The sequence below is a fragment of the Zeaxanthinibacter enoshimensis genome, assembly GCF_004362865.1.
Taxonomy (GTDB): Bacteria; Bacteroidota; Bacteroidia; order Flavobacteriales; family Flavobacteriaceae; genus Zeaxanthinibacter; species Zeaxanthinibacter enoshimensis.
In genome coordinates this window covers 769,485-793,640 of the sequence record NZ_SNYI01000001.1, presented here as the reverse complement: position 1 = coordinate 793,640, position 24,156 = coordinate 769,485, and the positions used below count along the sequence as shown (strand labels likewise).

At 47.3% G+C, this 24,156-nt stretch carries 26 protein-coding genes and 1 tRNA gene; 9 read left to right on the top strand and 18 right to left on the bottom strand.

Annotated elements, in window-relative coordinates:
* Window positions 1–114 precede the first annotated feature (114 nt).
* The 5 genes from CLV82_RS03445 to CLV82_RS03425 are packed head-to-tail and all read right to left on the bottom strand — an operon-like array spanning window position 115 to window position 5,396.
* On the bottom strand, window positions 115–2,604 hold the full coding sequence (locus CLV82_RS03445; protein WP_133642890.1) for a heavy metal translocating P-type ATPase: 2,490 nt from the start codon (window positions 2,602–2,604) through the stop codon (window positions 115–117).
* Between the two features lie 12 nt (window positions 2,605–2,616).
* Window positions 2,617–3,435, bottom strand: a complete 819-nt coding sequence (locus tag CLV82_RS03440) for an NHL repeat-containing protein (RefSeq protein WP_133642889.1) — start codon at window positions 3,433–3,435, stop codon at window positions 2,617–2,619.
* A gap of 48 nt (window positions 3,436–3,483) precedes the next feature.
* On the bottom strand, window positions 3,484–4,128 hold the full coding sequence (locus tag CLV82_RS03435; RefSeq protein ID WP_133642888.1) for a heavy-metal-associated domain-containing protein: 645 nt from the start codon (window positions 4,126–4,128) through the stop codon (window positions 3,484–3,486).
* A 36-nt stretch (window positions 4,129–4,164) separates the two neighbouring features.
* Entirely contained in the window at window positions 4,165–4,929 is a 765-nt protein-coding gene (locus CLV82_RS03430) for a hypothetical protein (protein WP_133642887.1), read from the bottom strand.
* Window positions 4,930–4,982: 53 nt separating this feature from the next.
* A complete protein-coding gene (locus tag CLV82_RS03425) occupies window positions 4,983–5,396 on the bottom strand; it encodes an HYC_CC_PP family protein (protein WP_133642886.1) in 414 nt (137 codons plus the stop codon).
* Window positions 5,397–5,507: 111 nt separating this feature from the next.
* Here CLV82_RS03425 and CLV82_RS03420 point away from each other — a divergent pair, with 111 nt between their 5' ends.
* Window positions 5,508–6,098: a TlpA family protein disulfide reductase gene (locus CLV82_RS03420; protein ID WP_133642885.1), complete on the top strand. Its 591-nt coding sequence runs from the start codon at window positions 5,508–5,510 to the stop codon at window positions 6,096–6,098.
* Here the strand turns inward: CLV82_RS03420 and CLV82_RS03415 are convergent.
* From CLV82_RS03415 to CLV82_RS03395, 5 genes are all read right to left on the bottom strand, one after another.
* Window positions 6,085–6,738 carry a hypothetical protein gene (locus tag CLV82_RS03415; RefSeq protein WP_133642884.1) on the bottom strand — a complete coding sequence of 218 codons (654 nt, stop codon included), beginning with the start codon at window positions 6,736–6,738 and terminating at the stop codon, window positions 6,085–6,087. The genes CLV82_RS03420 and CLV82_RS03415 overlap by 14 nt on opposite strands.
* Before the next feature lie 65 nt (window positions 6,739–6,803).
* Window positions 6,804–7,268: a BLUF domain-containing protein gene (locus CLV82_RS03410; protein ID WP_133642883.1), complete on the bottom strand. Its 465-nt coding sequence runs from the start codon at window positions 7,266–7,268 to the stop codon at window positions 6,804–6,806.
* Window positions 7,269–7,454: 186 nt separating this feature from the next.
* Entirely contained in the window at window positions 7,455–7,967 is a 513-nt protein-coding gene (locus CLV82_RS03405; RefSeq protein WP_133642882.1) for a nuclear transport factor 2-like protein, read from the bottom strand.
* 228 nt (window positions 7,968–8,195) lie between these two features.
* Window positions 8,196–8,912 carry an ABC transporter ATP-binding protein gene (locus CLV82_RS03400; RefSeq protein WP_133642881.1) on the bottom strand — a complete coding sequence of 239 codons (717 nt, stop codon included), beginning with the start codon at window positions 8,910–8,912 and terminating at the stop codon, window positions 8,196–8,198.
* Between the two features lie 32 nt (window positions 8,913–8,944).
* Window positions 8,945–10,414 (bottom strand): DUF5687 family protein, encoded by a 1,470-nt coding sequence (locus tag CLV82_RS03395; RefSeq protein ID WP_133643451.1) that lies wholly within the window; start codon window positions 10,412–10,414, stop codon window positions 8,945–8,947.
* A gap of 215 nt (window positions 10,415–10,629) precedes the next feature.
* Between CLV82_RS03395 and CLV82_RS03390 the strand changes: the two genes are divergently transcribed.
* Window positions 10,630–11,052 carry a DoxX family protein gene (locus tag CLV82_RS03390; RefSeq protein WP_133642880.1) on the top strand — a complete coding sequence of 141 codons (423 nt, stop codon included), beginning with the start codon at window positions 10,630–10,632 and terminating at the stop codon, window positions 11,050–11,052.
* A gap of 41 nt (window positions 11,053–11,093) precedes the next feature.
* Here CLV82_RS03390 and CLV82_RS03385 read toward each other — a convergent pair whose 3' ends face one another.
* Window positions 11,094–11,885, bottom strand: coding sequence for a hypothetical protein (locus CLV82_RS03385; RefSeq protein WP_133642879.1), 792 nt, complete (start codon window positions 11,883–11,885; stop codon window positions 11,094–11,096).
* Between the two features lie 223 nt (window positions 11,886–12,108).
* Here CLV82_RS03385 and CLV82_RS03380 point away from each other — a divergent pair, with 223 nt between their 5' ends.
* The 3 genes from CLV82_RS03380 to CLV82_RS03370 all read left to right on the top strand — a co-directional run bounded on the left by CLV82_RS03380 (window position 12,109) and on the right by CLV82_RS03370 (window position 13,968).
* Window positions 12,109–12,942 (top strand): DUF4382 domain-containing protein, encoded by an 834-nt coding sequence (locus CLV82_RS03380; protein WP_133642878.1) that lies wholly within the window; start codon window positions 12,109–12,111, stop codon window positions 12,940–12,942.
* Window positions 12,943–13,036: 94 nt separating this feature from the next.
* Window positions 13,037–13,546, top strand: coding sequence for a peptide-methionine (S)-S-oxide reductase (locus CLV82_RS03375; RefSeq protein ID WP_208107963.1), 510 nt, complete (start codon window positions 13,037–13,039; stop codon window positions 13,544–13,546).
* Window positions 13,547–13,617: 71 nt separating this feature from the next.
* Window positions 13,618–13,968, top strand: coding sequence for a hypothetical protein (locus CLV82_RS03370; protein ID WP_133642876.1), 351 nt, complete (start codon window positions 13,618–13,620; stop codon window positions 13,966–13,968).
* A gap of 25 nt (window positions 13,969–13,993) precedes the next feature.
* On the opposite strand, the gene glpK is transcribed toward CLV82_RS03370, so the two are convergent.
* From glpK to CLV82_RS03355, 3 genes are read right to left on the bottom strand one after another with little or no spacing between them, the layout of a single operon-like run.
* The gene (gene glpK / locus CLV82_RS03365) at window positions 13,994–15,487 is read right to left on the bottom strand and encodes a glycerol kinase GlpK (protein WP_133642875.1); all 1,494 of its coding nucleotides are present in this window, start codon (window positions 15,485–15,487) and stop codon (window positions 13,994–13,996) included.
* A gap of 21 nt (window positions 15,488–15,508) precedes the next feature.
* On the bottom strand, window positions 15,509–17,092 hold the full coding sequence (locus CLV82_RS03360) for a glycerol-3-phosphate dehydrogenase/oxidase (RefSeq protein WP_133642874.1): 1,584 nt from the start codon (window positions 17,090–17,092) through the stop codon (window positions 15,509–15,511).
* A 42-nt stretch (window positions 17,093–17,134) separates the two neighbouring features.
* Complete coding sequence (locus CLV82_RS03355; protein ID WP_133642873.1) at window positions 17,135–18,364, bottom strand: aminotransferase class V-fold PLP-dependent enzyme; 1,230 nt, start codon at window positions 18,362–18,364, stop codon at window positions 17,135–17,137.
* Window positions 18,365–18,595: 231 nt separating this feature from the next.
* Here CLV82_RS03355 and CLV82_RS03350 point away from each other — a divergent pair, with 231 nt between their 5' ends.
* Both CLV82_RS03350 and CLV82_RS03345 read left to right on the top strand, forming a co-directional pair.
* Window positions 18,596–19,063 (top strand): COG2426 family protein, encoded by a 468-nt coding sequence (locus CLV82_RS03350; protein ID WP_133642872.1) that lies wholly within the window; start codon window positions 18,596–18,598, stop codon window positions 19,061–19,063.
* Window positions 19,064–19,209: 146 nt separating this feature from the next.
* The gene (locus tag CLV82_RS03345; RefSeq protein ID WP_133642871.1) at window positions 19,210–20,079 is read left to right on the top strand and encodes a DUF808 domain-containing protein; all 870 of its coding nucleotides are present in this window, start codon (window positions 19,210–19,212) and stop codon (window positions 20,077–20,079) included.
* Between the two features lie 43 nt (window positions 20,080–20,122).
* On the opposite strand, the gene CLV82_RS03340 is transcribed toward CLV82_RS03345, so the two are convergent.
* The 3 genes from CLV82_RS03340 to mce all read right to left on the bottom strand — a co-directional run bounded on the left by CLV82_RS03340 (window position 20,123) and on the right by mce (window position 21,447).
* Window positions 20,123–20,413: a DUF2188 domain-containing protein gene (locus tag CLV82_RS03340; RefSeq protein ID WP_133642870.1), complete on the bottom strand. Its 291-nt coding sequence runs from the start codon at window positions 20,411–20,413 to the stop codon at window positions 20,123–20,125.
* A 416-nt stretch (window positions 20,414–20,829) separates the two neighbouring features.
* Window positions 20,830–20,903: transfer RNA gene (locus CLV82_RS03335), tRNA-Ile, on the bottom strand.
* 139 nt (window positions 20,904–21,042) lie between these two features.
* Window positions 21,043–21,447 (bottom strand): methylmalonyl-CoA epimerase, encoded by a 405-nt coding sequence (gene mce / locus CLV82_RS03330; protein WP_133643450.1) that lies wholly within the window; start codon window positions 21,445–21,447, stop codon window positions 21,043–21,045.
* A gap of 50 nt (window positions 21,448–21,497) precedes the next feature.
* Here mce and rbfA point away from each other — a divergent pair, with 50 nt between their 5' ends.
* The gene (gene rbfA, locus CLV82_RS03325) at window positions 21,498–21,890 is read left to right on the top strand and encodes a 30S ribosome-binding factor RbfA (RefSeq protein ID WP_133642869.1); all 393 of its coding nucleotides are present in this window, start codon (window positions 21,498–21,500) and stop codon (window positions 21,888–21,890) included.
* Between the two features lie 3 nt (window positions 21,891–21,893).
* Entirely contained in the window at window positions 21,894–23,102 is a 1,209-nt protein-coding gene (locus tag CLV82_RS03320) for an ABC transporter permease (RefSeq protein ID WP_133642868.1), read from the top strand.
* Here the strand turns inward: CLV82_RS03320 and dusB are convergent, their stop codons facing one another.
* A complete protein-coding gene (dusB, locus tag CLV82_RS03315; protein WP_133642867.1) occupies window positions 23,103–24,101 on the bottom strand; it encodes a tRNA dihydrouridine synthase DusB in 999 nt (332 codons plus the stop codon).
* Between the last annotated feature and the right edge of the window lie 55 nt (window positions 24,102–24,156).

Below are 24,156 nucleotides of genomic sequence, written 5' to 3'. Positions count from 1 at the left end.
TCATCCCTGTACTAAAAAAACCTGCTTTTGCGCCTTAAGAATAACTGTCCTGATAAAAAGAGGCCTGAGTACAGCAATCTTGTCTGAAATTATCCCCCTCTATCATCATTTGGTTTAAACTAATTTAGCAGAACGCAACCGCAGCGCATTGGTGATTACGGATACTGAGCTGAAACTCATGGCGGCGGCAGCGATCATAGGGGAGAGCAACAACCCGAAGAACGGGAAGAGTACCCCGGCTGCCACAGGAACACCCAGCGCATTATACGCGAGTGCAAAAAACAGGTTTTGTTTAATATTCCTGAGCACTTTCTCGCTCAGTATCCGGGCTTTTACGATTCCCTGCAGGTCTCCCCTGACCAGGGTAATCCCGGCACTCTCTATCGCTACATCGGTCCCGGTACCCATGGCGATCCCCACATTACTCTGTGCCAGGGCAGGGGCATCGTTGATACCGTCTCCGGCCATGGCCACAATACGTCCGCTTTCCTGTAAGGTCTTAACTTCGTCCTGTTTATCCCCCGGAAGCATCCCGGCCTTAAAATCACTCAGTCCAAGTTGTTTGGCAACCGCCCCGGCCGTTTTTATATTGTCACCGGTCAGCATGATCACTTTTATACCTCTTTTCTGCAGCGCCTTGATCGCTGCAGCCGAGCTCTCTTTAATCCTGTCCCCGATCCCGATCAGCCCGATGACCTCAGAATCCCTGGAAATATAAGAAACCGTTTTACCCTTGTCCCGCAGCGCATTGGCTACGGATTGCAATTCACCGGGGATGGCTCCTTTTGCCAGCTGCATCATCTTCTCATTGCCAACCGCGATCCTCTTCCCCGATACAATGGCCTGCACCCCTTTCCCGGTCACAGCTTCGAACTCCGTCGCCTTGGGCCAGTTAATATCATTTTCGCTGGCATAATTCATTGTTGCCTCCGCCAAAGGGTGCTCGCTGTTCTGATTGGCCGCAGCCAGTAGTTCTAAAAGAGTTGTTTTCTCTACACCATCTACTGGAGTAACGTTCTCTACTTGGGGTTTCCCTTCTGTAAGGGTACCCGTTTTATCCACGATCAGGGTGTCAACTTTGTTAAGCTCTTCCAGGGCTTCGGCATTCTTGATCAGCACCCCGTGCTGAGCTCCTTTCCCTACACCAACCATGATACTCATTGGTGTTGCCAGGCCAAGGGCACAGGGACAGGCGATGATCAATACGGCAATAGCGTTGACCAGGCCATAGACCAGGGCAGGCTCAGGGCCCCAGGCTGACCAGATTATAAAGGTCAGCACAGCAATGATCACAACCCCGGGAACAAAATAGGCAGCCACCCGGTCCGCTAATTTCTGGATAGGAGCCCGGCTCCTGCTGGCCTCGCTGACCATGTGTATGATCTGGGACAAAAGAGTATCTGCACCTACTTTTTCAGCTTCCATCAGGAAGGACTGGTTCCCGTTGATGGTACCGGCAGTAACCTGGTCGTCAATTTGTTTATTCACGGGCATGGGCTCCCCGGTAATCATGGATTCATCTACGGTGGTCTCCCCTTCCGTAATTCTCCCATCAACCGGGATCTTCTCCCCCGGCTTTACCCTCAACCGGTCTCCCACATTAATCTTATCAATCGCAATAACTTCTTCTTTCCCATCATTTATCCTGGTAGCCTTATTAGGTGCCAGTTCCAGGAGGGCTTTTACTGCGGCATTGGTCTTATTATGGGCTCTTGCTTCCAAAACCTGTCCCAGTAAGACCAGGGTCAGGATCACGGTTGCAGCTTCAAAATAGACGTGGACATTCCCTTCATGGTCCAGGAATTGAGAAGGGAAAAATTGGGGGAATAGCAATCCGAAAAGACTGAAGAGCCAGGCAACTCCCGCACCGATCCCAATCAGGGTGAACATATTGAGATTCCAGGATCTTACAGAACGGTAAGCTCTTTCAAAGAACATCCACGTGGCATAAAATACTACTGGGACAGAGAGTAGCAGTTGTACCCAGTTCCAGGTTTTCATATCTGCAAGGTGTGATAAAGGCTGCCCGGGGATCATATCGGACATGGCTATAATAAAGATGGGCAGGGTAAAGGCAATGGCCCACCAGAGTTTCCGGAGGAGTTTTTTATATTGTTTCTCTTCCGCGGAGAGATCTGGTTCCCTGGGTACGAGGTCCATCCCACAGATTGGGCAGGAACCCGGCATGTCCTGGCTCACCTCCGGGTGCATGGGACAGGTATACTCCTGTTTCCCCGCCATCGCAGAACCGGGTTCAGGTACCAGGTCCATTCCGCAGACCGGGCAATCCCCGGCCTTCTCATAGGTCTTATCGCCTTCACACCGCATGGGACAATAAAACCTCCCAGTCCCCCGGGTTGTGCTGGCTGATTTCTTTTCAACGGGCTTTTCGCCGGGCAAATGTATGGAGTAATGCCCTCCATCCTCGGAAAATGCTTTCTCTAAGCGTTCAAAAGGAATATGGGCAGACATTGTGACGGTAGCCGTAGCATTGGCCAGGTCTACCGAGGCCGATTCAACCCCTTCAATTTTCTCCAGTGTCGCCTTCACGTGCTGCTGGCATCCGGAGCAACTCATCCCTTGAACGTGGTAGGTGTGCTGCATTTTCCTTTGTTTTTAATTTCTCTTATAGATGACCATACTGCCGTTCCGGTAATTGGCAATATAAAGATCCCCCTTGTAGATCAGGACATCCGTGGGTTTGGTCACCCCCTTTCTTAACTCTTGTTTCATATTACCGTCGTGATCAAAGACCAGTACCCTTTCCGATTCAAAGTCGGTCACCATCAGTTCTTTCTCCGTAACATAAATTCCGGTGGCGGCATTCATCCTGGCCTCTGCCCCAATAATCTTTACAAATTTACCTGATTTATCGAATATTTGCACACGGTTATTGTAGGCATCTGCAACCCAGATCGCATCGTCCGTGATCTGTACATCGGTAGGGTAATAGAATTCTCCATCCTTCTTCCCTTGTTTCCCGACAGACAAAAAATCTTTCCCGTCGGTACTGTACAGCACCCTGTGGTTATAGAAATCCGCAATCGCCATTTCATTCCCGCGGATATCCACACCTGCAGGTGCATCCAGCGAATCCGGGATCACGATCTCTTGAACCCGGTCACCGTCTATCTTCAGAATTTTGTCGTTCCCATAAGTAGGAACATATATGCTGTTATCTTTACTTGCGATATGCATCGGCCTGTCCAGGGAATCAAAGGCCTGAACCACTTTCCCATCACCATCGACCAATACCAATCGGTTACGGTCACCGTCACTAAGCCAGATTCCCTGTTCCGTACTGGTCAACCCAATGGGATTTATCGCCTTAAGGCTTATGGTTTCAGAGTACGTCCAGGAAGTAACTTTTTCCTCCTCCTTGCAGGCTGCGAACAACAGCGTGAACGCAACCAGGTAAATAGTTCTTTGTATCATATAGTTGTAAAATAAAGGGCACGGTTCTTACCGTGCCCAAGTGGGGGTTTATCTCTGAGGTTTCTTTGATTCTATCCTTTCGTACTGGCAGCATCCGGGAAGGTTTTCATAAGCTTCCTTATGCGCTTTATGGTGTTCGGTATCATGACCTACCCTGGCGATCGCTTCTTCAACCGCTTCTACAGAAGTCATCGTTTCATCGTACTGCAGTTCAAGAATCTTGGTATTCTTATCCCAGGAGGCATCCAGGACACCTACCTGGTCCATTGCAGCTTTTTCTATTCGTGCCTGGCACATGCTGCAGTTACCGGATACCATGGTTTTTCCGCTAACCGTCTTTGCCGATTTTGTTGCCACCTGGTTCTTTTTACCATGGAGGGCCTCAATAGTTCCGTCGCTACGGGTCACACCACCTGCTATAGGTGTATAGCCGGCCTTTTCTACCTGCTTCTCTACAGCTTCAAGGCTCAGCGCCTTTTCAGCCGGGTAAGAAAAGGTGAAATCCCCGGTCTCTATATCGATGGCAACATCTTTTATTCCCTTGAATTCCTTGAATTTCTTTTCCAGGCCATAGGCACAAAAAGGACAGCCTAAGCCATCTACCTGTACCTGGAACTTATCCATCCCTCCCTGAGCCTGCATTGTGGCAAGACCTGCAAAGGCTATCATTAGTATTGCTATTAGCTTTTTCATTTTTATGTAATTATTAGTTTAAATTAAGTTTTAAGTTTAAAATGTATACCGGGTTCCAAAAAGTACACTGTAATTCAACGCCCTGTCTGCCGGCATGTCCTGCACAAGGGGTAATTGCAGCGCAAGGTCTACAGTAAGTGTCTTGCCTGCATACTGAATTCCCTGCGCATATAGCAACTGGTACCAATTTCTCTCGTAAAGCCAGTTGCTGCTGTATTCAAAGTAGAGGTTTAACTGCTTATTGGGGTACTGTGGTTTTAATAGGGGTAACCCGAACCCTAAATGGGTTTCAAAGGCATCCATGGTGCCACCCGGCATCCAGTTGTACCCGATCTCGGTAGAAATCCCGTATTTAAGGGTCTCGTACCCTGATATTATCCCATAATATCCTTCATACATCCCGGTACTCAGACCCATGACATCGAGTTCCTTCCCAGTTGGGAGACTTTGTTTTGTCTTAGCCACCATCCTGAAGGTTTTCCCCATGGCATCTTTCCTGAGAAATTGGTATTTTCCAAGTAGCTTAATATCTGCGAGCCCGTTTCCGGAGCCTGTATCCTCAAAATCATAGGTAATATACGGCAGTTGCACCGAGACCAGGCTGTTAGCCGTAGGCAGGTAATTCAACACTAAGGGTGCGTAAAAAGCGGTTCCCCTCTCCGTATTCCGGATCTCCATCAGTGTTTTTACTGTAAAGCTCTTACCTCCCAGCATAATGGGATTATCCGCGGTGATTGGTGGTCCCTGCGCAATAGCGGTTATGCCAATGCAAAAGAGGGCTAAAAAAAATAGTTTATTCATGTGATTTATAATTTATGCTATTACTGTTCTTACAACGAGGTAATAGTCATAAATCAAATCAGGAAGGTCTGGAACATCAAATGCAGGTCTACTGACCGGCCCGGGGGTTTATAAATTTCAATGAGATCTTTTACCGGGACATGTATTCCAGGAATCAATTGAGGCAGAAGGGGAGACTCCAGTTGAAAATCTGCATCCGGACCCTGATGAATCTCAGGACCAAGGTTGATCCCTTCAGGGGCGTCCTGAACCAGGGCGAGGTCTGTACAACAGGTATTTTTCGCAACACAATCTCCCGGGCTGGCTGGAATATCCGGTTCCATGGAACAGGCTTCTACCTGGGACATGAAAGCTACATCCATAAGATGATTACCGCAATAGTGGAAATCTACCGTAAAGGAAAAGGTAGAGAACAGCACCAGTAGGGCTAAACTTAGAGCCGAAATTTTATGAGCGATCTTCTTCATCTAGTCTGCAAAATTACGAAACTGCCAGATTATAAGTATATATTAACAAAAGTTTAGACAGAAAATTGCAATGTTCAACAGAAATTTGCGCACCTCATATAAAATAACCCTATGAAGAAAGGTAATAATCGTAAACTTGTCATCATTGGTGTACTGTTAATAGCCGCTGTAGCGCTAGTGTTGAGTGGAGTACCGAAGAAAATGCTAAGTATGGCACACAGGAGCCTGCTGGCAAGGGGAATCATCACCCCTAACCAGGTTGATGTACCGGCAGAGGAATCAAATGAGAAGGACATAGCCGATTTCAGCCTTGAGCTCCGGGATACCCGGGGCAACCTCGTTTCGCTCTCAGATTACAAGGGAAAGGTCATTTTTATCAATGTCTGGGCGAGCTGGTGCCCCCCATGTATCGCGGAAATGCCCGGGATAGATGCCTTACATAAAAAACTACCGGGAAATGATGTTGAAATGCTGATGGTGTCCGTGGATAAGGATTTTGAACGCGCCAAGGAATTTGTGGACCGCAAGGGATATGGTTTCAATATCTATACGGTAGAAGGAGAATTACCCGGATTCTACGAAGCAAAAACGCTGCCCACAACTTTTGTTATCGATTCCGACGGAAATCTGGCGTATAAAACCAGGAAAATGTATGATTACAACAGCGAGGAATTCCTGGAATTCCTGCTCAGTCTTCGTTAATCCGACTTTCTGTTTCCTCCAGGTGGTATAGATCTGCCAGTTTGACCATCAGGAAACTGATGATGCTGTCTTCACTCTGATCATTTTTATGCATGCGGTAAGCCTCCATGACATATTCTGCGTTGAAAAAGTCGAGATCGTCCGAACCATCTTTCTCGAAAGCCCGCCAGCTCTTCAGTCCATCGAGCATCCGCCTGTGGGTCAGGTATCGTTCTTTTGCCATTGCTAACTCTTCCTCGCTCACAGCGGTATTCCCTGCTTCACTTTCCGCAAGCATCTGCAAGTACGAGCCTTCAATGTGTTTATCAGCCCGTGATGCTTCCTGTATGATCTTAAAATAGGCCTGGGATACCCAGGAATGGTATTTTTCGACAAATGCCGGATCCATCACAGGAGTTCCATCAGCCTTTGCCACCCTGAATTCTTTGCGAGTTCTTGGATAAGCAGCCCTGCCTTCAGCTGCTTCCAGTGAGTCACTGACAGCAATAGACTCTTCCCATTCCGGAGAATTCACGATCTCTTTCCATATCTTCTTGTATTCTTTCTGGTGCGGGCTGGTCGCAGATCCACACCCTTGCAAAAGAAATCCCACCGAGACGGTCAAGAGTAATATATCCCTGAAAGGCATTTGCATTTTCATTTAACGAGCAGCTTGGGAGGATTGTGAAGTCCTAAATTTAAGTAAAGATAAGATTTTCGCGGGGGCTAACCTTCTCTCCTCATTCCCTGGCTAGCAATCCTGTCAACCTTATTTTCCATCATCATCGAAACAGCTCCCCAAAAGGTACGGATCACATCTGATCTGAGGTCTGAGAACTTAGCCATGGTTAGCAGGTTCTCTTCAAATAACCGCAGGAGATCATTGTCTATTGGCCCATTGACCAAAGTCTGGTATGCCATACTCCAGGAAGAAAAGTCCCTGTTCTGTTTAACCCCTTTAGACAATAGCTCCACGTCCTTATGCCTGGAATCAGATGAAATTTTTTCGAATAATTCTGACACTTTCCCTTCCGGACCTTCCAGTATCTGAACAAAATGGTCTTTATGGTATATCAGGCAACCGGTAATATCATGTTCCCCGTTAAAACTTCTAGCCGTATTCAAAATAGCGTCGATATCATCATAATCCAGTGTATCGACGGCTTGAGAACGGTATGTTAATTCGATCATGCAATTTTGTTTAAAAGGCAAAGGTCACGCATGAATGGGAATAATCCAACAAAAAGCCCGGCTGTCGGGGTGTCATTGCAATTCCAATGTTTACGGTTCTGTCGATCACATTTAAACAAAAAGCATCCATCCGCCAGCTAAATCAAAAAAACCGGTGGATGGATGCCATGAAGTATTATATACCTGTTATTCGATTTCGCGAGTCAGGTCGGCCGTATCATACCATTCGGCCTGGTGGACGATCTTTCCCTCTTCATTAAAAAATAAGACCGAGTACCATTTTAACATCTGATCCTTTCCACTTTCCGCAAACTTACTTTTCCAAAGGCCGTAAGCGCGGACATCCCCGTTGGGTTCCTGTTCTTCTGAGAGTCCTGCATAAAACAGTGGATCGGTCAGCGTGATCTCATCATAACTGTCCATAAAGGTCTGCATGCTGCTGATCCATTCTGATCGGGATAGTGAATCACGGCCAACACTGGGCGGAGACCAGATAAAGTCGTCCGTAACATACATGGCCATTGCCGTGGTATCTTCTTCAATAAACGCATCAATCAGTTTCTTCGTGGTTTCCACGTTTGCATGGAATTTTTCCATGGCCGGGTTGGTTTTTGGAGTTTCCATGGCGGTCTCTTCCTTCTTCTCCTCGCAGGAGGATAGCAATAAAATTCCTATTAACAGCAGAATGGTACTTCTCATGATATTTCAATTTATGGGTTCGTTATTTGCATTACTGATCCTGGATCCGAATATTAAAGCTATTAATCCTCGATCCCGGGATAATATGGACAAAGTGCTATGATTAATGTCCGGGCTCCTAGTTTCACTTACCAAGCCGGGAATAAACACTAAGCCTGCAAAAAAAAAAGCCCCCGCTTTACAGGCGGGAGCTCAGTGGATCCAGATATCCTGGTTGGAAATTGAAAATCAGGCTTCCTGCCTGATCGCATCGCCGGAAAAGAAATGTTCAAGTTCTTTCAGCGTAGCTTCGGAGGTCTCTATATCCTTAACGATCTCACCTTTCTGGAGTACCACGATCCGTTCACATACTTCGGTCACATGGATAAGATCATGGCTGGAAATCAGTACTGTGACCCCCTTCTTCGCAGCGAGGTCCTTTATGATCTGCTTCAGCCTGATCTGGGTAGTTGGATCCAGGTTAGCAAAGGGTTCGTCAAGAATTACCACCTCGGGATCCCCGATAAATGATGCAACGATGCCCACTTTTTTCTGGTTTCCCTTGGAGAGGTCTCGCAGGTATTTCTTCTGGCCCAAAATTTCCCCGTGAAAGAAATCCTCGAATTTCGCCAGTAATGCATCGACATCAGAAGTGTTCCGCCCTCTCAACTCCCCGATAAAATAGAAATATTCTTCAGGGGTCAGGTACCCGATCAGGAATGATTCATCAATAAAGGAAGAGGTAAAGGGTTTCCAATCCTCGCTCCCGTCCACACGTACATCGCCATTGGTGACATAGCCGGTGCTGGGCCTGATAAGATCTAGCAACAAGCTGAAGAATGTAGTCTTGCCTGCCCCGTTATTACCCACCAGGCCAAAGCTTTGTCCTTTCGGAATGCTAAGCGAAGGTAGGTTAAGAACTACCTGGTTCTTGTATTTCTTACTGAGTTCGTGTGTTGTGATCATTTACGATGTTGTTAATGAAATTAGGTTGAATTCTAACTATTCCGTTCGCCAAACCCGGCTACCATGGCATACTTTCTTTTGCGGTAGGCCGATGTGATGAACTCCATCAGGTAATTCCGCGCCCCAAACCCGCCCACTCCCAACAAGGACAGGATCAACAGGGCCAGTTCAAAACTGAACAGGAATTTAATGCCCAGGTAGAGCAGGATAGGCAGGACCATCAAGGGCAAGATGATCAGGAACTGGGTGGCACTGGTTCCCTGCATATTGCCTACGGGACTCTTGGTAAGGTCTATCCGTTTTTTGTTGAACGAGCCAAAATAGAGTACTACCGGGATATTGATCCCGAGGTTATACAATGCGCAGGCGGTATTGATCGCCAGCGCTTCCCACCCGAAATAGAGATAGGGAATGCTGAGCAGGAACATGACTATAATGCTTACCGAAATAAGCACTGATTTAGATTCCAGGTACAGGCGTAGCGGGATGTTCTGGGCCATCATCATCCCATAATATTCACTGTCCCAGGCAGGAATAAACTGGCCAAAATTCACCATGAATATTCCGGTAATAAAGATGCCGACAAAGACCAGCATTGCGGAAGTACTGCCAAAATCGTCCATAGTGTAGAAGATCAGGCCATATAACACCATGGCGAGCGAGATGAAAACCTGGGTTTTGGTGCGCTTATTCCGCCAGATGAGCCTCAGATCAAGGCGGACAAACGGGCTGACATTTCCCAGCCGGCGTGTCCAGCCCAGGTCGCTTCCCGATACTGCCTGTGTTTTCTTCTTAACCGCCACATCCAAGAACAGTAACTGCTTTAACTGGCGGTAGTTAATGGTGTAGAGTACCACGACCAGTAGTAAGGGAAGCAGGAAAGCAACGGGATAGCTATAGAAGCTGTAAAATACTTGCCCTGAATAGGCAGTTACAGACCAGATATCAAAATATTCCAGCCCGGAGAACAGCGCTAATAAGACGGCCAGCCCAATTAACACCTTCTCATTCTTATTAACCAAAAAATTGGTGTAGTTGATCGCCTGGGCAATAAATACCATTGCCATTACAAAACCGGCAACCTGTATAGCCGGGTAGTCCTTGTTCACTAATACAACTGCAAAGGGAACAAAGAACACCAGGCTCATAAAATTATAAAAACTGAAGGCTGTCTTCCCCAGCAAAAAATGTATGATCCTGCTCTTGGAAATGGGCTGGATCAGTAGTGGCTTTACGTCCATATAAGGCAGCTTCTGAAGCATATATCTCATAAACAGTTCTGCCAGTACCCAATAAACGAGGTATTCTGACAGGATAAGCAGGGGATCCGAACCCGGGAATTGTTTTTCAAGAATAAAATATAAGGCCACACCCAGGCCTAAAAATGACGCCAGCATATAAAGGGCAAAGAATCCCATGAGTATCTTAATGGCAAGGCTTTTACCAAAACTGGAGGAGCGGAAGAACGATTTTCGTTGTAGGCTTATAAAATGTCTGAACACCGGGTTGGTCTGTTGGTTTCTGCTATTGGTTGCTCCAAGATAGAATTTGTTACACGGAAAAATCAATTTTTCACCGTTAACCTCATTTCTCAGACCTGGTGTAGCAAAATTAACACCGATCATTCAGGACTAACTCGTTAAATATCAGAGTTATAATAAATATATTACTGAAAATGAGTATCTTAATATAGCCTATAACCATAAAACCTCACAACATGGGACGCGTTAAGACACTGAACAAATGGGCTAATGCCCATACTTATTATGCCTTGGATCTGTTGCGGATCGCGCTGGGAGTATTCCTCCTCATTAAGGGAACTCTATTTATGTCTAACCCGGTACAGTTCATCGAAGTGATGCAACCGTTTGCAAATATGCCCGGAAGCTGGCTGATCATTCATTACGTGGTAGCCGCACACTTTGTGGGCGGACTTCTCATCATCCTGGGTTTATTTACCCGTTGGTCCGTAATCACCCAATTTCCGATTCTCGCAGGTGCCATCCTGGTGAATTTTTTCGGAACAATGAACGTCTCCAACCTTCTACTGGCAAGCCTGGTGCTGATCGTATGTGTTTTCTTCCTCTTTTACGGGAGTGGGAAGCATTCCGCCGACTACTACCTGAAGATGCAGAAATAGAGCAAGAAAAAAACCTCCTGTTGTCACAGGAGGTTTCAGTATCAGTTGGTCATTAATTTCCCTTGATCATCTAGCCACATTCTGCGTTGCCAGATGACTCGTTTATAGAACTGTTCGTTCTTCATGGTCTTAGAGACGGCCTCCAAACCTTCTTGCGGCCACTCAACCTCTGAAGTCCAGGCATTAAAAATATCCCTGTACTTTACAAAGCCGTCAACGGTGTAGGAATTCCAATTATACCCGTAACCCTGTGGACTTAATACCATAGCTGTCAACCATAATACTTGTTTGGTGTTGCCGGCTTTCATATGTTTTTCAAAATGGGGTTTAAAATATTGGTCCTGGGCAGTCAAGAATGCATTTACATCCGTAGCATTGGTATAATTATGAACCAGGTATTTCCATTGTGGATTATCAGTGGAGGCCATTGATATCCGATTCAACAATACTTCGCCAACACGAAATTTCTTTTGTTTGATCCGCTGATCGATGTCAGCCAATTGCTCCTTATTCATGGTCCCTCGCACTTCGTCGCGGGCTGCTTGCCAGTGTTCGCCTATTTTATCAAGGTTCTCATAACTGCCAATCCCGTAGTAGAAGTAAACATTGGGTTCTGATTCCAGACCATTTACCCGGGTGCACATGCTCCAGCCGGTAATGTGCCCTTTCTTTAAAAGGTTCCCATGTATTTTACTCCAATACATGGCTTCGTTTTCCATAAATGTCTTCATCTCTTCAGCCGGAACGGATCTGTAATCATACGCGAATAATTGTTCCTGGGCATCAACCTGCCAGCAGATACAGCAAAGAAGTGCAAATATTAAGTTTCTCATGATATAAATTTTATTGTGATTACGCGCTCTGGAGGGTTTAGGATATTAAGGTGCGATTTAAATAGATCTTTTTATACGGAGGTAGGACGAATATTACTAATGCCTGTCCCTAGGTGTTCAAAAACTTACCGGGCTAAAGGTATTTCATCGAAAAAACCGGGGATAAGGCAACTTTTAAGTGAGTTGTCGCGTATAACTTTATAGAACTTTAAACCCTGATCTTATGCGAAAATCTATTTTGACAGTATCCGTAATTATCCTAACCCTGTTCACCCTCTTCAGCAGTTGCTCTGAAAGTGCACAGGAATCCGATTTTGGGCGGTTATCCATAAAGTTGACAGATGCTCCCTTCCCCCACGAATTGGTCTCCGAGGCCAATGTCACCATTTTCAAGGTTGAAGCCCGTCAGAAAGACTCAGGAGATGAGACCGGGTTTTTGACTTTAATGGAAGATGAAATCGAAATCAATTTACTGGAACTGACAAACGGGGTGACCGAAACCCTTGTCGATACTGACATTCCCGTCGGTAGTTATGATCTTATTCGGGTATATGTAAAAGGCGTTAATGTAGTGATGACGGAGGGAGAAACCTATGAGCTGGATGTTCCAAGTGGCGAACAGACCGGGATCAAGGTGTTTATTGACCCTGCCCTGGAGGTTGTCGGCGGACTCAGCAACGACCTTCTTCTCGATTTTGACGTCAGTCGCTCTTTTGTCCCCAAAGGCAATTATCCCGATTATAATGGTTTCAATTTTAAACCTGTCATCAGGGCCAGCAACCTTTCCACAGCCGGAACCCTGCAAGGGAAGATAACAACTCCTGATGCGGATACTGAGATAGCCGTGGATGGTGCTTCTGTAACGGTTTACGACGGGGATACCGAAATTACAGCCACAGCATCCGGGAGCGATGGAGGTTATGCAATAATGGGATTACCTGCAGGGGTCTACACTGTAGTGGTAACCAAGGAAGGATTTATGAATTCTGAAAACCCTGAAGTTGAAATCGTGGCTGCCAATAAAACGGTAACTGATTTCCAGCTTTCTCCGGAATAATTCATTCATATATTTCGATCGAAAAGGCGGGTAATTCCTGCCTTTTTTATTCCAGATCCATTCCATAACTTAAATGACAAATGAGGAGCGGACTATGATTCAAATCGGCCTGGGGGGGGGATGTCATTGGTGCACAGAAGCAGTTTTCCAAAGCCTGAAAGGTGTGAGCCGGGTAGAGCAGGGCTGGATCTCGGCAAGGGAAGCCACGGACTATGCGGAGGCGGTGATCGTACATTTTAACCCGGGCATCATTACCCTGGATGCCCTGTTAGAAATACACCTGCGAACCCACAGCTGTACTTCGGAACACTTTCTCAGGAGGAAATACCGGTCTGCGGTATACACTTATACAGGACCTCAGCGGCAGGAGGCCGAGGCATTACTACTTGATCTGTCACATGAATTTGGGAAGCCCGTGATTACCAGGGTGATGTCTTATTCATCCTTTAAGGAAAACACCGAGGAATTCCGGCAGTACTACTACAAAGACCCCGAAAAACCTTTTTGCAAGACCTACATCGATCCCAAGCTCCGGATGTTGTTGAAAAAATTTAATAAGCTGGTCGATACCCGTAAATTAAGCAGCCTTGATATTAAAAACTGAGGTTTCATCACTCGCGTCAAGTAACTTAATGTGGAGAATCTGCTATATTCATCTGCCTAAACCACCGAGATATGTGCAAGATCACCCAGGGTTTCAGACTCTGCAGTTGTAACGGGATGCCCGATAAGGATAAGCCATACTGGATGCTGAGCCGGAAATATCCTGAGAATGAAATCTTCCTCACGGTCGGTCAAACCATGGCTCCCTATAATGCGCCACCGAACCGGGAAGATATTGCGGAAGAACTCAATACCAGGCAGGTATTCGATTTTGAATATGTTCCCCAGGAATACGACCTGATCGAATTCTACGGGGTCCAGTACAGGCATAAATACCAATTCCTTCAAGGGATCTGGACCTTCGTCACCCAGCCGTTAATGGGTGTGTCAATTCTAGAACACCGGTCTGGCCGGATCAAATAAGTGATCCAGGATTCTGAGCTTATCTTCAGAGGGTCGTCCAGTATTCCAAAGCTTTAATAGCGCGGTACCATCCTTTGATTCCCTCAGTTACCTTGCTCCGATCCTCTTCCGGTTCAAAGCGTTTTTCTTCCTGCCACATTTCCCCGATCTGTTCTTCGCTCTCCCAAAAGCCCACGGCCAGACCTGCCAGGTAAGCCGCGCCCAGGGCTGTGGTTTCAGTGATCTTGGGCCTGATAGTAACCGAGTCCAGGATGTCGGCCTGGAACTGCATCAGGGTATCATTTACAGAGGCTCCGCCATCTACCCGGAGTTCTTTGATCTGCAGCCCGGAATCGGCCTGCATGGATGTCAGGATGTCCATTGTCTGGTAAGCGATCGATTCAATAGAAGCCCTGGCGATATGAGCATCCGTAGTTCCCCTTGTCATCCCGAAGATAACTCCCTTGGCCTTCTGGTTCCAGTAGGGAGCCCCAAGCCCGGCAAAAGCAGGGATAAAGTATACTCCCTCTGTAGAGTCGACCGATTCCCCCAGGGGCTCCACATCCCTGGATCTTTTTATGATCCCGAGGCCATCCCGCAACCATTGTACTACGGCGCCCCCAATAAAGATGCTGCCTTCCAGGGCGTAGACTGTTTTCCCTTTAATACGCCAGGCCACTGTAGTAAGCAGGTTATGTTCAGAAATGATCGGTTTATCCCCAATATTCATCAGCATAAAACAGCCGGTGCCATAAGTATTCTTTACCATCCCTTTTTTGGTACACATCTGCCCGAAAAGGGCTGCCATCTGGTCCCCTGCTATCCCTGCGATAGGAATTTTGGAGGCAAACACCGTCGTTTTCGAATTTCCGTAAACCTCACTGCTGTCCTTTACCTGTGGCAGCATGCTTTCAGGAATGTCGAACAGTTGCAGCAGATCATCATCCCAGTCCATCGTATTAATGTTGAACAATTGTGTCCGGCATGCATTAGTAACATCAGTCACATGGAGCTCCCCTTTGGTGAATTTCCAGATGATCCAGGTGTCGATGGTTCCCAGGACCAGGTCCCCGGCTTCTGCCCGTTCCCTGGCGCCCTCCACGTTATCGAGGATCCATTTTACTTTGGACGCTGAGAAATAGGAATCGATCACCAGCCCGGTCTTTTCCCTTATCATTTTTCCCTTGCCTTCCTCTTTCAGGCTTTCACAATAATCCGCAGTTCTTTTATCCTGCCAGACGATAGCATTATATACGGGTTTGCTTGTATTCCTGTCCCATACGACCACGGTTTCCCGTTGGTTAGTGATCCCTATGGCGGCAATATTCTTGCCATTCAACCCGTGTTTCACGGTAGCCTCGGCTGCAACCCCGGCCTGGGTGGACCAGATCTCCTCCGGATCGTGTTCTACCCAACCCGATTTAGGGAAATACTGTTTGAATTCTTTCTGAGCTATTGAGACGATACTGCCTTTTTTATCAAAGACGATCGCACGGGAACTGGTTGTACCCTGGTCCAGGGATAAGATATACTGCTCCATAGGGCGTGGTGTTTTGTGGTTTTAGTTATACTTGATGCAATAATATTTTGCCATAGCGGTAAAGGATTCTGACTGTTCCTTTTGCCAGGCATCTGATTTCCCTAATTCGTTTGCCAGAAGCCTTGCTACCTCCGGGGCCATACGGATCGCAGCATCTGCATCCAGGAATAGCGCACGAACCCGGCGGGCTAAAACATCTTCTACAGTACGGGCCATTTCATAGCGAGCCGCCCATATTACCTCAGCCTTCACAAAAGGGAGGCGCGGATGTAATTTTTCTCCCAGGGTATTATCGGCTGAGATCATAGCGGCGATGCCTTCCTTGTCTGTTCCATATATATACATATGGTTATCCCGGTTCGTGATCGGCATTGCACCGTGGATAGGCAAATTTTTTGTTTTGCAGGGCCGCTTCGGTAATTTCCCGATTGCAATGGCCTTATTGATCGTATCCTGAGCCATTCTTCTGAAGGTGGTCCATTTTCCCCCTGTAATGGTCACCAAACCGGTTTCAGAAACGATCACCTTGTGACTTCTTGAGATTTCCTTGGTCTTTTCCGATTCATCTTTAGGCGCGGCCAAAGGGCGAAGGCCGGCGAATATGCTGCGGACATCCTCGCGGGCAACCGGTCTACTCAGGTAGTTATTAAAGGTTTTCAGGATAAATTCGATCTCCTCTTTCTGCGCCCGGGGCTCCAGGCTGTGCTCCTCCAGGTTTGTATCCGTGGTGCCCACGAGTACCTTATCGTGCCATGGGACAGCAAAGAGTACCCTTCCATCCGTGGTCTTAGGAATCATGATCGCATCGTCTCCCGGGAGGTATGATTTATCAAAGACCAGGTGCACGCCCTGGCTGGGCACTACAGTCTTCTTTGCATCCGGATCTTCCATTTTCAGGATGTCGTCCGTAAATACCCCGGTTGCATTGATCACGAGGTCACTTTTAAAATTATAGGTCTGCCCTGTTTCTGTATCTGAGGCAGCAACGCCGATGATGGTACCCTTAGCATTCTGTAATAGATCCACTACCTTAAAATGATTGAGAAGGGTAGCCCCCATCTCGAGGCAGGTCTGGGCAATATTTACAGCAAGCCTGGAGTCATCAAACTGTCCGTCCTTATAGAGCACGCCTCCGTAAAGTCCGTCCTGTTTTAATGTGGGCAGCCGGTCTATGGTCTTTTCTTTACTGATGTGGCTGGATTTCCCAAGACTCAGTTTCCCCGCCAGGAAATCGTAGACCTTTAGTCCTATGGTATAGTAGAACCCTTCCCACCAGCGGTAGTTGGGGATCACGAAATCCTGGTTCTTGACCAGGTGGGGCGCATTCTTAGCCAGCAGCCCTCGTTCGTAAAGTGCTTCTTTTACAAGGTCTATATTTCCCTGTGCAAGATAGCGAACGCCCCCGTGGACCAGTTTGGTGCTCCTGCTCGATGTACCCTTGGCGTAATCTACCTGCTCTAAGAGCAGGGTTTTATAACCGCGGCTGATACTGTCCATCGCTACGCCAAGCCCGGTTGCACCACCCCCGATCACGATCACATCCCATTGATCTGTTGTATTAAGTGTATCCAGGATGTGAGACCTGGAGTATAGTTTCTGATCCATTAATTGCTTTTAGCCTAAAAGATATGGAATAATACCTTCCCTTTAAAGGGCAGCTTTGAGCCCCTCTATCAACTGTTCAATATCTTCCCTGCTGGTATAATGGACAAAGGAGATACGGATCATGCCCGGGTCTGTCGGGATATCCATATCCATCAGGGGGCGAACGGCATAAAAATGTCCTTTCCCAAGCATCAGCTTATGTTTGACCAGGGCATCATAAACCTCGGCAATAGTTTTCCGGAGCGGCATGATCGCAACAATAGGCGCCCGCTGTTCCGAGAGGCCCGGACCGATGATTCGGACATCATTTCGCGACCCGAGGAAATCAAATAATGGTTTCATCAGAGCTTTTTCGTGTTCCCGGAACAATTGGTTCAGGGCACGGTTTCTTTCTGCAGGATTGGCCTCTTTATCAAAATGGTGTTCATAGACCGCGTCCAGGTAGTCCAGGATGCCGCTTGCGCCTGCTACCTGTGCATGGTCAGGCCCGGCAGGGACCAGCATATTCCTCGTAACCCCCTCTTTGAAGAAGTGTGCCTGGTTTTCCATTTTAAGAATCAGGTCTTTTTGTACATACATCAGCCCCAGGTGCGGCCCATAGGTCTTGTAAAGCGAAAATAGGTAGATATCTGCCTCCAGGTCTTTCAGGTCAGGTAACCCATGCGGTGCCCAACCCACTCCGTCTACCACAGACAGTGCCCCATGATCGTGAGCCAACCGACTGATCTCTTTTACGGGATTAAGGTGGCCGATCACGTTAGAACAATGCGGGAAGGCTACCATTTTAGTACGCTTTGTAAAGAGCTCTTTAAGCTCCTCCGTACTGAGTTGCCCGTTGACTTTGTTCACATGCCATTCGATCACCTTCATCCCGCGGTATGCCAGTCTTCGCCAGGCCCCTGCATTCGCCTCGTGGTCCTGGCAGGAAACAATGATCTCGTCGCCCTCATTCCACATAGGCCTCATTGCGTTAGCCAGCACATAGATATTCTGGGTGGTGGAAGGTCCGAAATGGATTTCTGAAGCCTCGACATTCAGGTACCTGGCCATCCTTTCGTAGGAGATATCCATCAGCTTTCCTGCCCTTTCGGAAGCAGGATAGGGGTAATATGGTTGCAATTTGTTCCTGCTGTAAAATTCGCTGAGTTTATCAATTACCTGCCTGCAGGGATAGGACCCCCCGGCATTTTCGAAAAAGGCCCAGCCATCGAGGCTGGGTTCGCTGAACGCGGGAAAATGGGAACGGATAAAAGGAAGGTCTAGTTTTGTCATATTATTTCTGTGGCTTTAATTCGATTCATTATTTCTAAAGTAAAGAATTTCGGCTGAGCCAGGCCTCACAACAAAAGCTCCCCCCTAGAAGAACGGGCTTAAAATTATAGTGGCTAACCGACATAAAATAAGCCTGCTACCTGTGTTTCCGGCATTTTTAATGAATTTTTAGGAGTTTAGGTGATGGAGAAACTTCAAATCCTCAATACTTTCGCGGCCTAAAGTATTGTGATGCTCATAGACCTGCTCATAGCCATTTTATGGAGCTTGTCACCTTTCGGGGAGGCCAAGGTGGGTATCCCCTATGGTTTACTGAACGGGGTGAACAAATATGTGGTCTTTCTCTTTTGTTTCCTGGCCAATCTTTTGGTTTTCCCGATGATGATGTTCTTCCTGGAAAAGATCAATCGCTATTTCACCCGTTGGCGGTCTTATAAGAGGTCTGCCATCTTCGTAGCCCGTAGGGCAAAGAAAGGGTCGGGTAAAAATGTACAGCGGTTCGGTTTCCTTGGATTGATGTTGTTCGTCATGTTACCTGTTCCGGGCACCGGGGTTTATGCCGGGAGCATAGCGACCTATCTCTTTAAGATGGATAAGAAAAAGGCTTTCTGGGCCAACGCCATCGGTATCTTTTTTTCTTCCTTGATCGTCTGGTCGGCAACCCTTCTGACGATGAAGGGGATTTCCATGCCACTATAATCAGTACTCGGCAAAGCCATAAAATTCAATTGCCTTTTATACTCTTTGCTCCTCATTTTGAAGGCATTCAATAATATATTGATCCTTTTGCTTCAGGATTTAGCTATGTGGAAATCCTGGAATATATTTAATCCTAAACTATAAAAATGGCTTCTGGATTTTTTGCTGTTCTGGATGATGTGGCCACGCTGTTGGACGATGTCGCTACCATGGGGAAGATCGCGACCAAAAAGACGGCCGGAATTTTAGGTGATGACCTGGCCGTTAACGCGGAAAAAGCCTCGGGTTTTGTTTCCAAGAGGGAACTTCCGGTGATCTGGGCTATCACCAAAGGATCTTTGGTCAATAAACTGATCATTCTCCCGGTCACTTTTTTATTAAGTGCGTTTGCCCCGGTAGCCATAACTGTGATCCTGTTGCTCGGAGGATTTTACCTCGCTTATGAAGGTGCTGAAAAGATCTACGAGTTCTTCTTCCCACATTCGCACAAACCTGAACTTGAGGAGGTGAAAGACCTTGACAAGGAGGATATTCTAGAACTGGAAAAAACAAAGATAAAGTCGGCCATCCTCACCGATTTTATCCTCTCTATCGAAATTGTGATCATAGCCCTGGGTACCGTAATTGAAGAACCCCTTCTCAACCAGATCCTGGTGGTCACTTTTATTGCCTTGCTGGCCACCGTGGGGGTATATGGCCTGGTGGCCCTTATCGTCCGAATGGATGAGTTCGGCGCCAGCCTGATCCGACTCAACGGGGAAAGCAATACTATTTCAGATAAAATCGGTCGCTTTTTCGTCATTGCGCTGCCTGTAGTGATCAAATCCCTGACGGTAATCGGGACCATCGCTCTACTGCTGGTATCAGGAGGAATTTTTGTGCATAATCTGTCTTTTCTGCACCATTTATTTCCATCCGTGCCAGGGATTATCGTGGAGTTTGGTGTAGGATTGGTTGCCGGGATACTGGTGCTGCTGGTCGTTAAAGGGGTAAAGAAAATACTGGGCAGGAAATAATCAAAACGTCTCGATAACTTATTGGAGCTCACGAGCATCTATATCAATCATAACTGATACGATCTCGTATGGTACCATCTTCCCTGTGGATGATCACATCGGCTTTGTATTTCCTGGCCAGTTGTTTTGCTTTCCTGATGGCGGTATCCTGCCGCCGGTGCTTAGAAGTGATCCGTTTGTTCCCTTCGCGCCTGACGGCCCAGGCATCCTTGTAAGGCACCACATGCTGGTGCCAAGTTCTTCCTTTAGTACTTCGGCGGGAGCTTTTAAAGAATACCTCCACAAGCTCCATCAAAATGTCTATCCAGGAACTGGATCTCTTGCTTTCGGGCATTTTTTGATCTGTTTAGTTATTCCTAAGATACTATTTTGGGGGGAGTTTGGTGTTCGAGGCCTGCCTTCGGCAGATAAATTTGAGGTTTGAGGTTTGAGGTTCGAGGTTCGAGGTTCGAAATTTAAGGCCTGCCAGAGGCAGGTGAATTTGCGGTTCGCAATTGGTTCACAGTATGCAGCTTGCAGCTTGCTGTATACCAATGCCCGCATCACCGTGTCACCGCATCCCTGCATCACCGCATCCCTGGGTTGCCTGCTGGCGCAGGCGACCAGAGAAGGCCCGTTCCTGCAAATGCAAAACCCGGCTTTGCCAAGGCAAAGCTATTTTGCTTTCTCTCCCCGCCAGCACAAGAGAACTTGGCTGCCGGTCCGGAAAGCAAAAACCCACACCTATAGGCGTGGGTTTTGCGAGTGATGTGGTCCCACCTGGGCTCGAACCAGGGACCACCTGATTATGAGTCAGGTGCTCTAACCAACTGAGCTATAGGACCGGTTAGATGTAATTTTCAATTTAATCAGTGTGAACTGCCTGATCGACAGGACCCTTGATTAAATTTACCGAAACCTTTCGAATTTCGGACTGCAATATTAGCACTTATTTTATTAGCCTGCAAAGAAATAAGAACGCTATCAGCCCGCAATCTCCTGGCAGAGCTCTACCAATACCCCGTTACTGCTCTTCGGGTGTAAAAAAGCAACCAGTTTATTGTCTGCCCCCTTCTTAGGTTTCTCATGGATCAATGTAAATCCCTCCTCCTTTAACCGGGTTATTTCTGCCTCGATATCTTCTACAGCAAAAGCGATGTGGTGTATCCCCTCCCCTTTCTTCTCCAGGAATTTAGCGATCGGGCTGTCTTCGTTACTAGCCTCCAACAACTCGATCTTATTAGGTCCAACCTGGAAAAACGAAGTGGTCACCCCTTCAGAGGCCACCGATTCTGTCTTGTAATGTGGCTGTCCGAACAGTTTCTCGAACAGGCTGTTCGATGCCTCCAGGTCCTTTACCGCTATCCCGATATGTTCAATTTTGTTCACTATCGCTTCCTTTGCTGCTAAATTACACATAATGTGCGTATTTTTGCCCCATGGAAACACAGCGACAGAAAAAAATAGCAGGGGTATTACAGAAAGACCTGGCCGATATCCTACAGCGTACTGCAATGGATGCCGGACTCAAAGGAACGATCATATCTGTCTCCAAAGTTGCGGTGACTTCAGACCTTTCTATTGCAAAGGTTTACGTCAGTATCTTCCCAACCGAAAAAGCAGGGAAGATCATGGAAGAACTTAAAGAGAATCCCGCCCCCGTTAAACACGAACTGGCACAGCGTACACGCCACCAGCTCAGGCGTACCCCGGAATTGCTCTTTTTCCTGGATGATTCCCTGGAATACATAGACCGTATCGAGAAATCCCTGAAGAAAGGGGATAACCCCATAGAAAATCCTGACCTGTTACCAAGACGTAAAAAGTCCTGATAATTGAATTTCCCATTCTACATCGCTAAGCGGTACGTGCGATCTAAAAGCAGCCAGAATGCGGTGAATATCATAAACCTCATCACCTTCCTGGTGATCGTGATCGGTTCTGCGGCCCTTTTCATCGTCCTCTCGGGTTTTGCAGGCTTAAAAAGTTTCAGCCTGTCTTTCAGCAATACCTTCGACCCCGATCTTAAAGCCCTGCCGGTAAGTGGTAAATTCTTTTCGGTCAGCCAGGCACAGGAAGAAAAGCTCGGCGATCTCAACGGACTTGCAGCCTATTCTAAAGAAATAGAGGAAAGGGTATACCTAAACCACCGGCAGAAGAGTCACGTTGCATATATCAAGGGCGTTGATGAATACTACAGCAAGGCGACTGGCATAGACAGCACACTCTACCTGGGTTCCTGGAATATTCAGGGACAGCAGGCCGTTGCTGGCATCGGCATCGCCAACCTCCTCGGGCTGTCTATCAACAATTACCAGACTCCACTTGTTGCTCTGGCTCCCAAGCCCGGTAAAGGTTCCCTTTCGCAGCAATCTCTCAATGCTAAACCCTATAAAGAAATATCCCTCGTCCTTACCGGGATCTACGCCATAGAAGAAAACCTGGACAAAAAATATGTATTTACCGACCTGGATATGGTCCGGACCTTGCTTGAAAAATCACAAGACGAGGTTTCCGGGGTGAATTTTAAACTTGTCCCGGGTGCTGACACCAACACTCTTGAGGCCCAGATTGCAGATATCCTGGGGCCGGAGGTGTTGCTGAAAGACCGCCGTGCACTTAACAGCACCCTTCACCGGATGCTGAATACAGAGAACCTTGCCACTTACCTCATCTTTACCTTAGTCCTGATAATCGCATTATTTAACGTGGTGGGGGCTATCATCATGATGATCCTCGACAAACAGCAGAATACACGTACCTTATACAGCCTGGGGGCAACAATTAGAGAGTTACGGAGGGTATATTTTATACAGGGGATTATTGTTACCAGCTTAGGCGGATTATTCGGGGTGGGGCTCGGAGCCCTGCTTATCGGCTCGCAGATCGCTTTCGGTTGGTTGCGCATCACTCCCTCCCTGGCCTATCCGGTCGAATTCCTGCCCATCAATATCCTGATCGTACTGGGAACTATCGTACTCCTTGGCATCATCGCATCGCAGATCGCCAGCAGCAGGGTAAATAAAAAGTTATTACAAGCTTAATTATACCCGGGCAAATTCGTAGTCTGAAAACTGTTCCAGCGCCTGGTCAAAGGCTTCGAATACATCAGCTGCATCATCACTGGTTACCATTTTCATCCGTAGTTCCTTGAAATTCGGTATCCCTTTAAAATAATTAGTGTAGTGGCGACGGGTCTCAAATACTCCCAGCTTTTCCCCTTTCCAGTCGATCGCCATCTGCAAATGCCTTCTTGCGGCGTCAACCCTTTGTTCCATTGTAGGAGGATCCATATGGGTGCCGGTAGCCAGGTAGTGTTTTACCTCGTTAAAAAACCACGGATACCCTATACTTGCCCGCCCGATCATCGCACCGTCCAGCCCGTATTCATCACGCATCCGCTTGGCTGCCTCCGGACTGTCTACATCGCCGTTACCAAAGACAGGGATATGCATCCTGGGGTTGTTTTTCACCTCGGCTATAGGATTCCAGTCTGCTTCTCCCTTATACATCTGAACCCTCGTCCGCCCGTGGATAGAGATGGCGGCGCAGCCTACATCCTGCAGTCGCTCGGCAACCTCCACGATTTTGATTGATTCCTGGTCCCATCCGAGCCTGGTCTTCACGGTGACCGGCAGCCTGGTGTGCTCTACCATGGCCTTCGTAAGGGAGACCATCAGGTCTATATCTTTAAGGATACCTGCCCCGGCTCCTTTACTGACAACCTTCTTTACCGGGCATCCAAAGTTAATATCGATTATATCCGGGTTAGAGGCCTCTACGATCTCCACCGATTTCAGCATGGAATCCAGGTTGGCACCAAAGATCTGTATCCCTACCGGCCTTTCTTTTTCGTAGATGTCCAATTTCATGACGCTTTTAGCTGCGTCACGGATCAGCCCTTCCGAAGAAATGAATTCTGTATATACCACATCTGCTCCCTGTTCCTTACATAAAGCACGAAAGGGAGGATCACTCACATCCTCCATGGGTGCGAGTAAAAGCGGGAATTCTGGCAATTCTATATTACCGATCTTGGGCATATGCAGTATAATTTGGGATGCAAAATTAAGAAATAAGACGGAACTGGAAAGATAT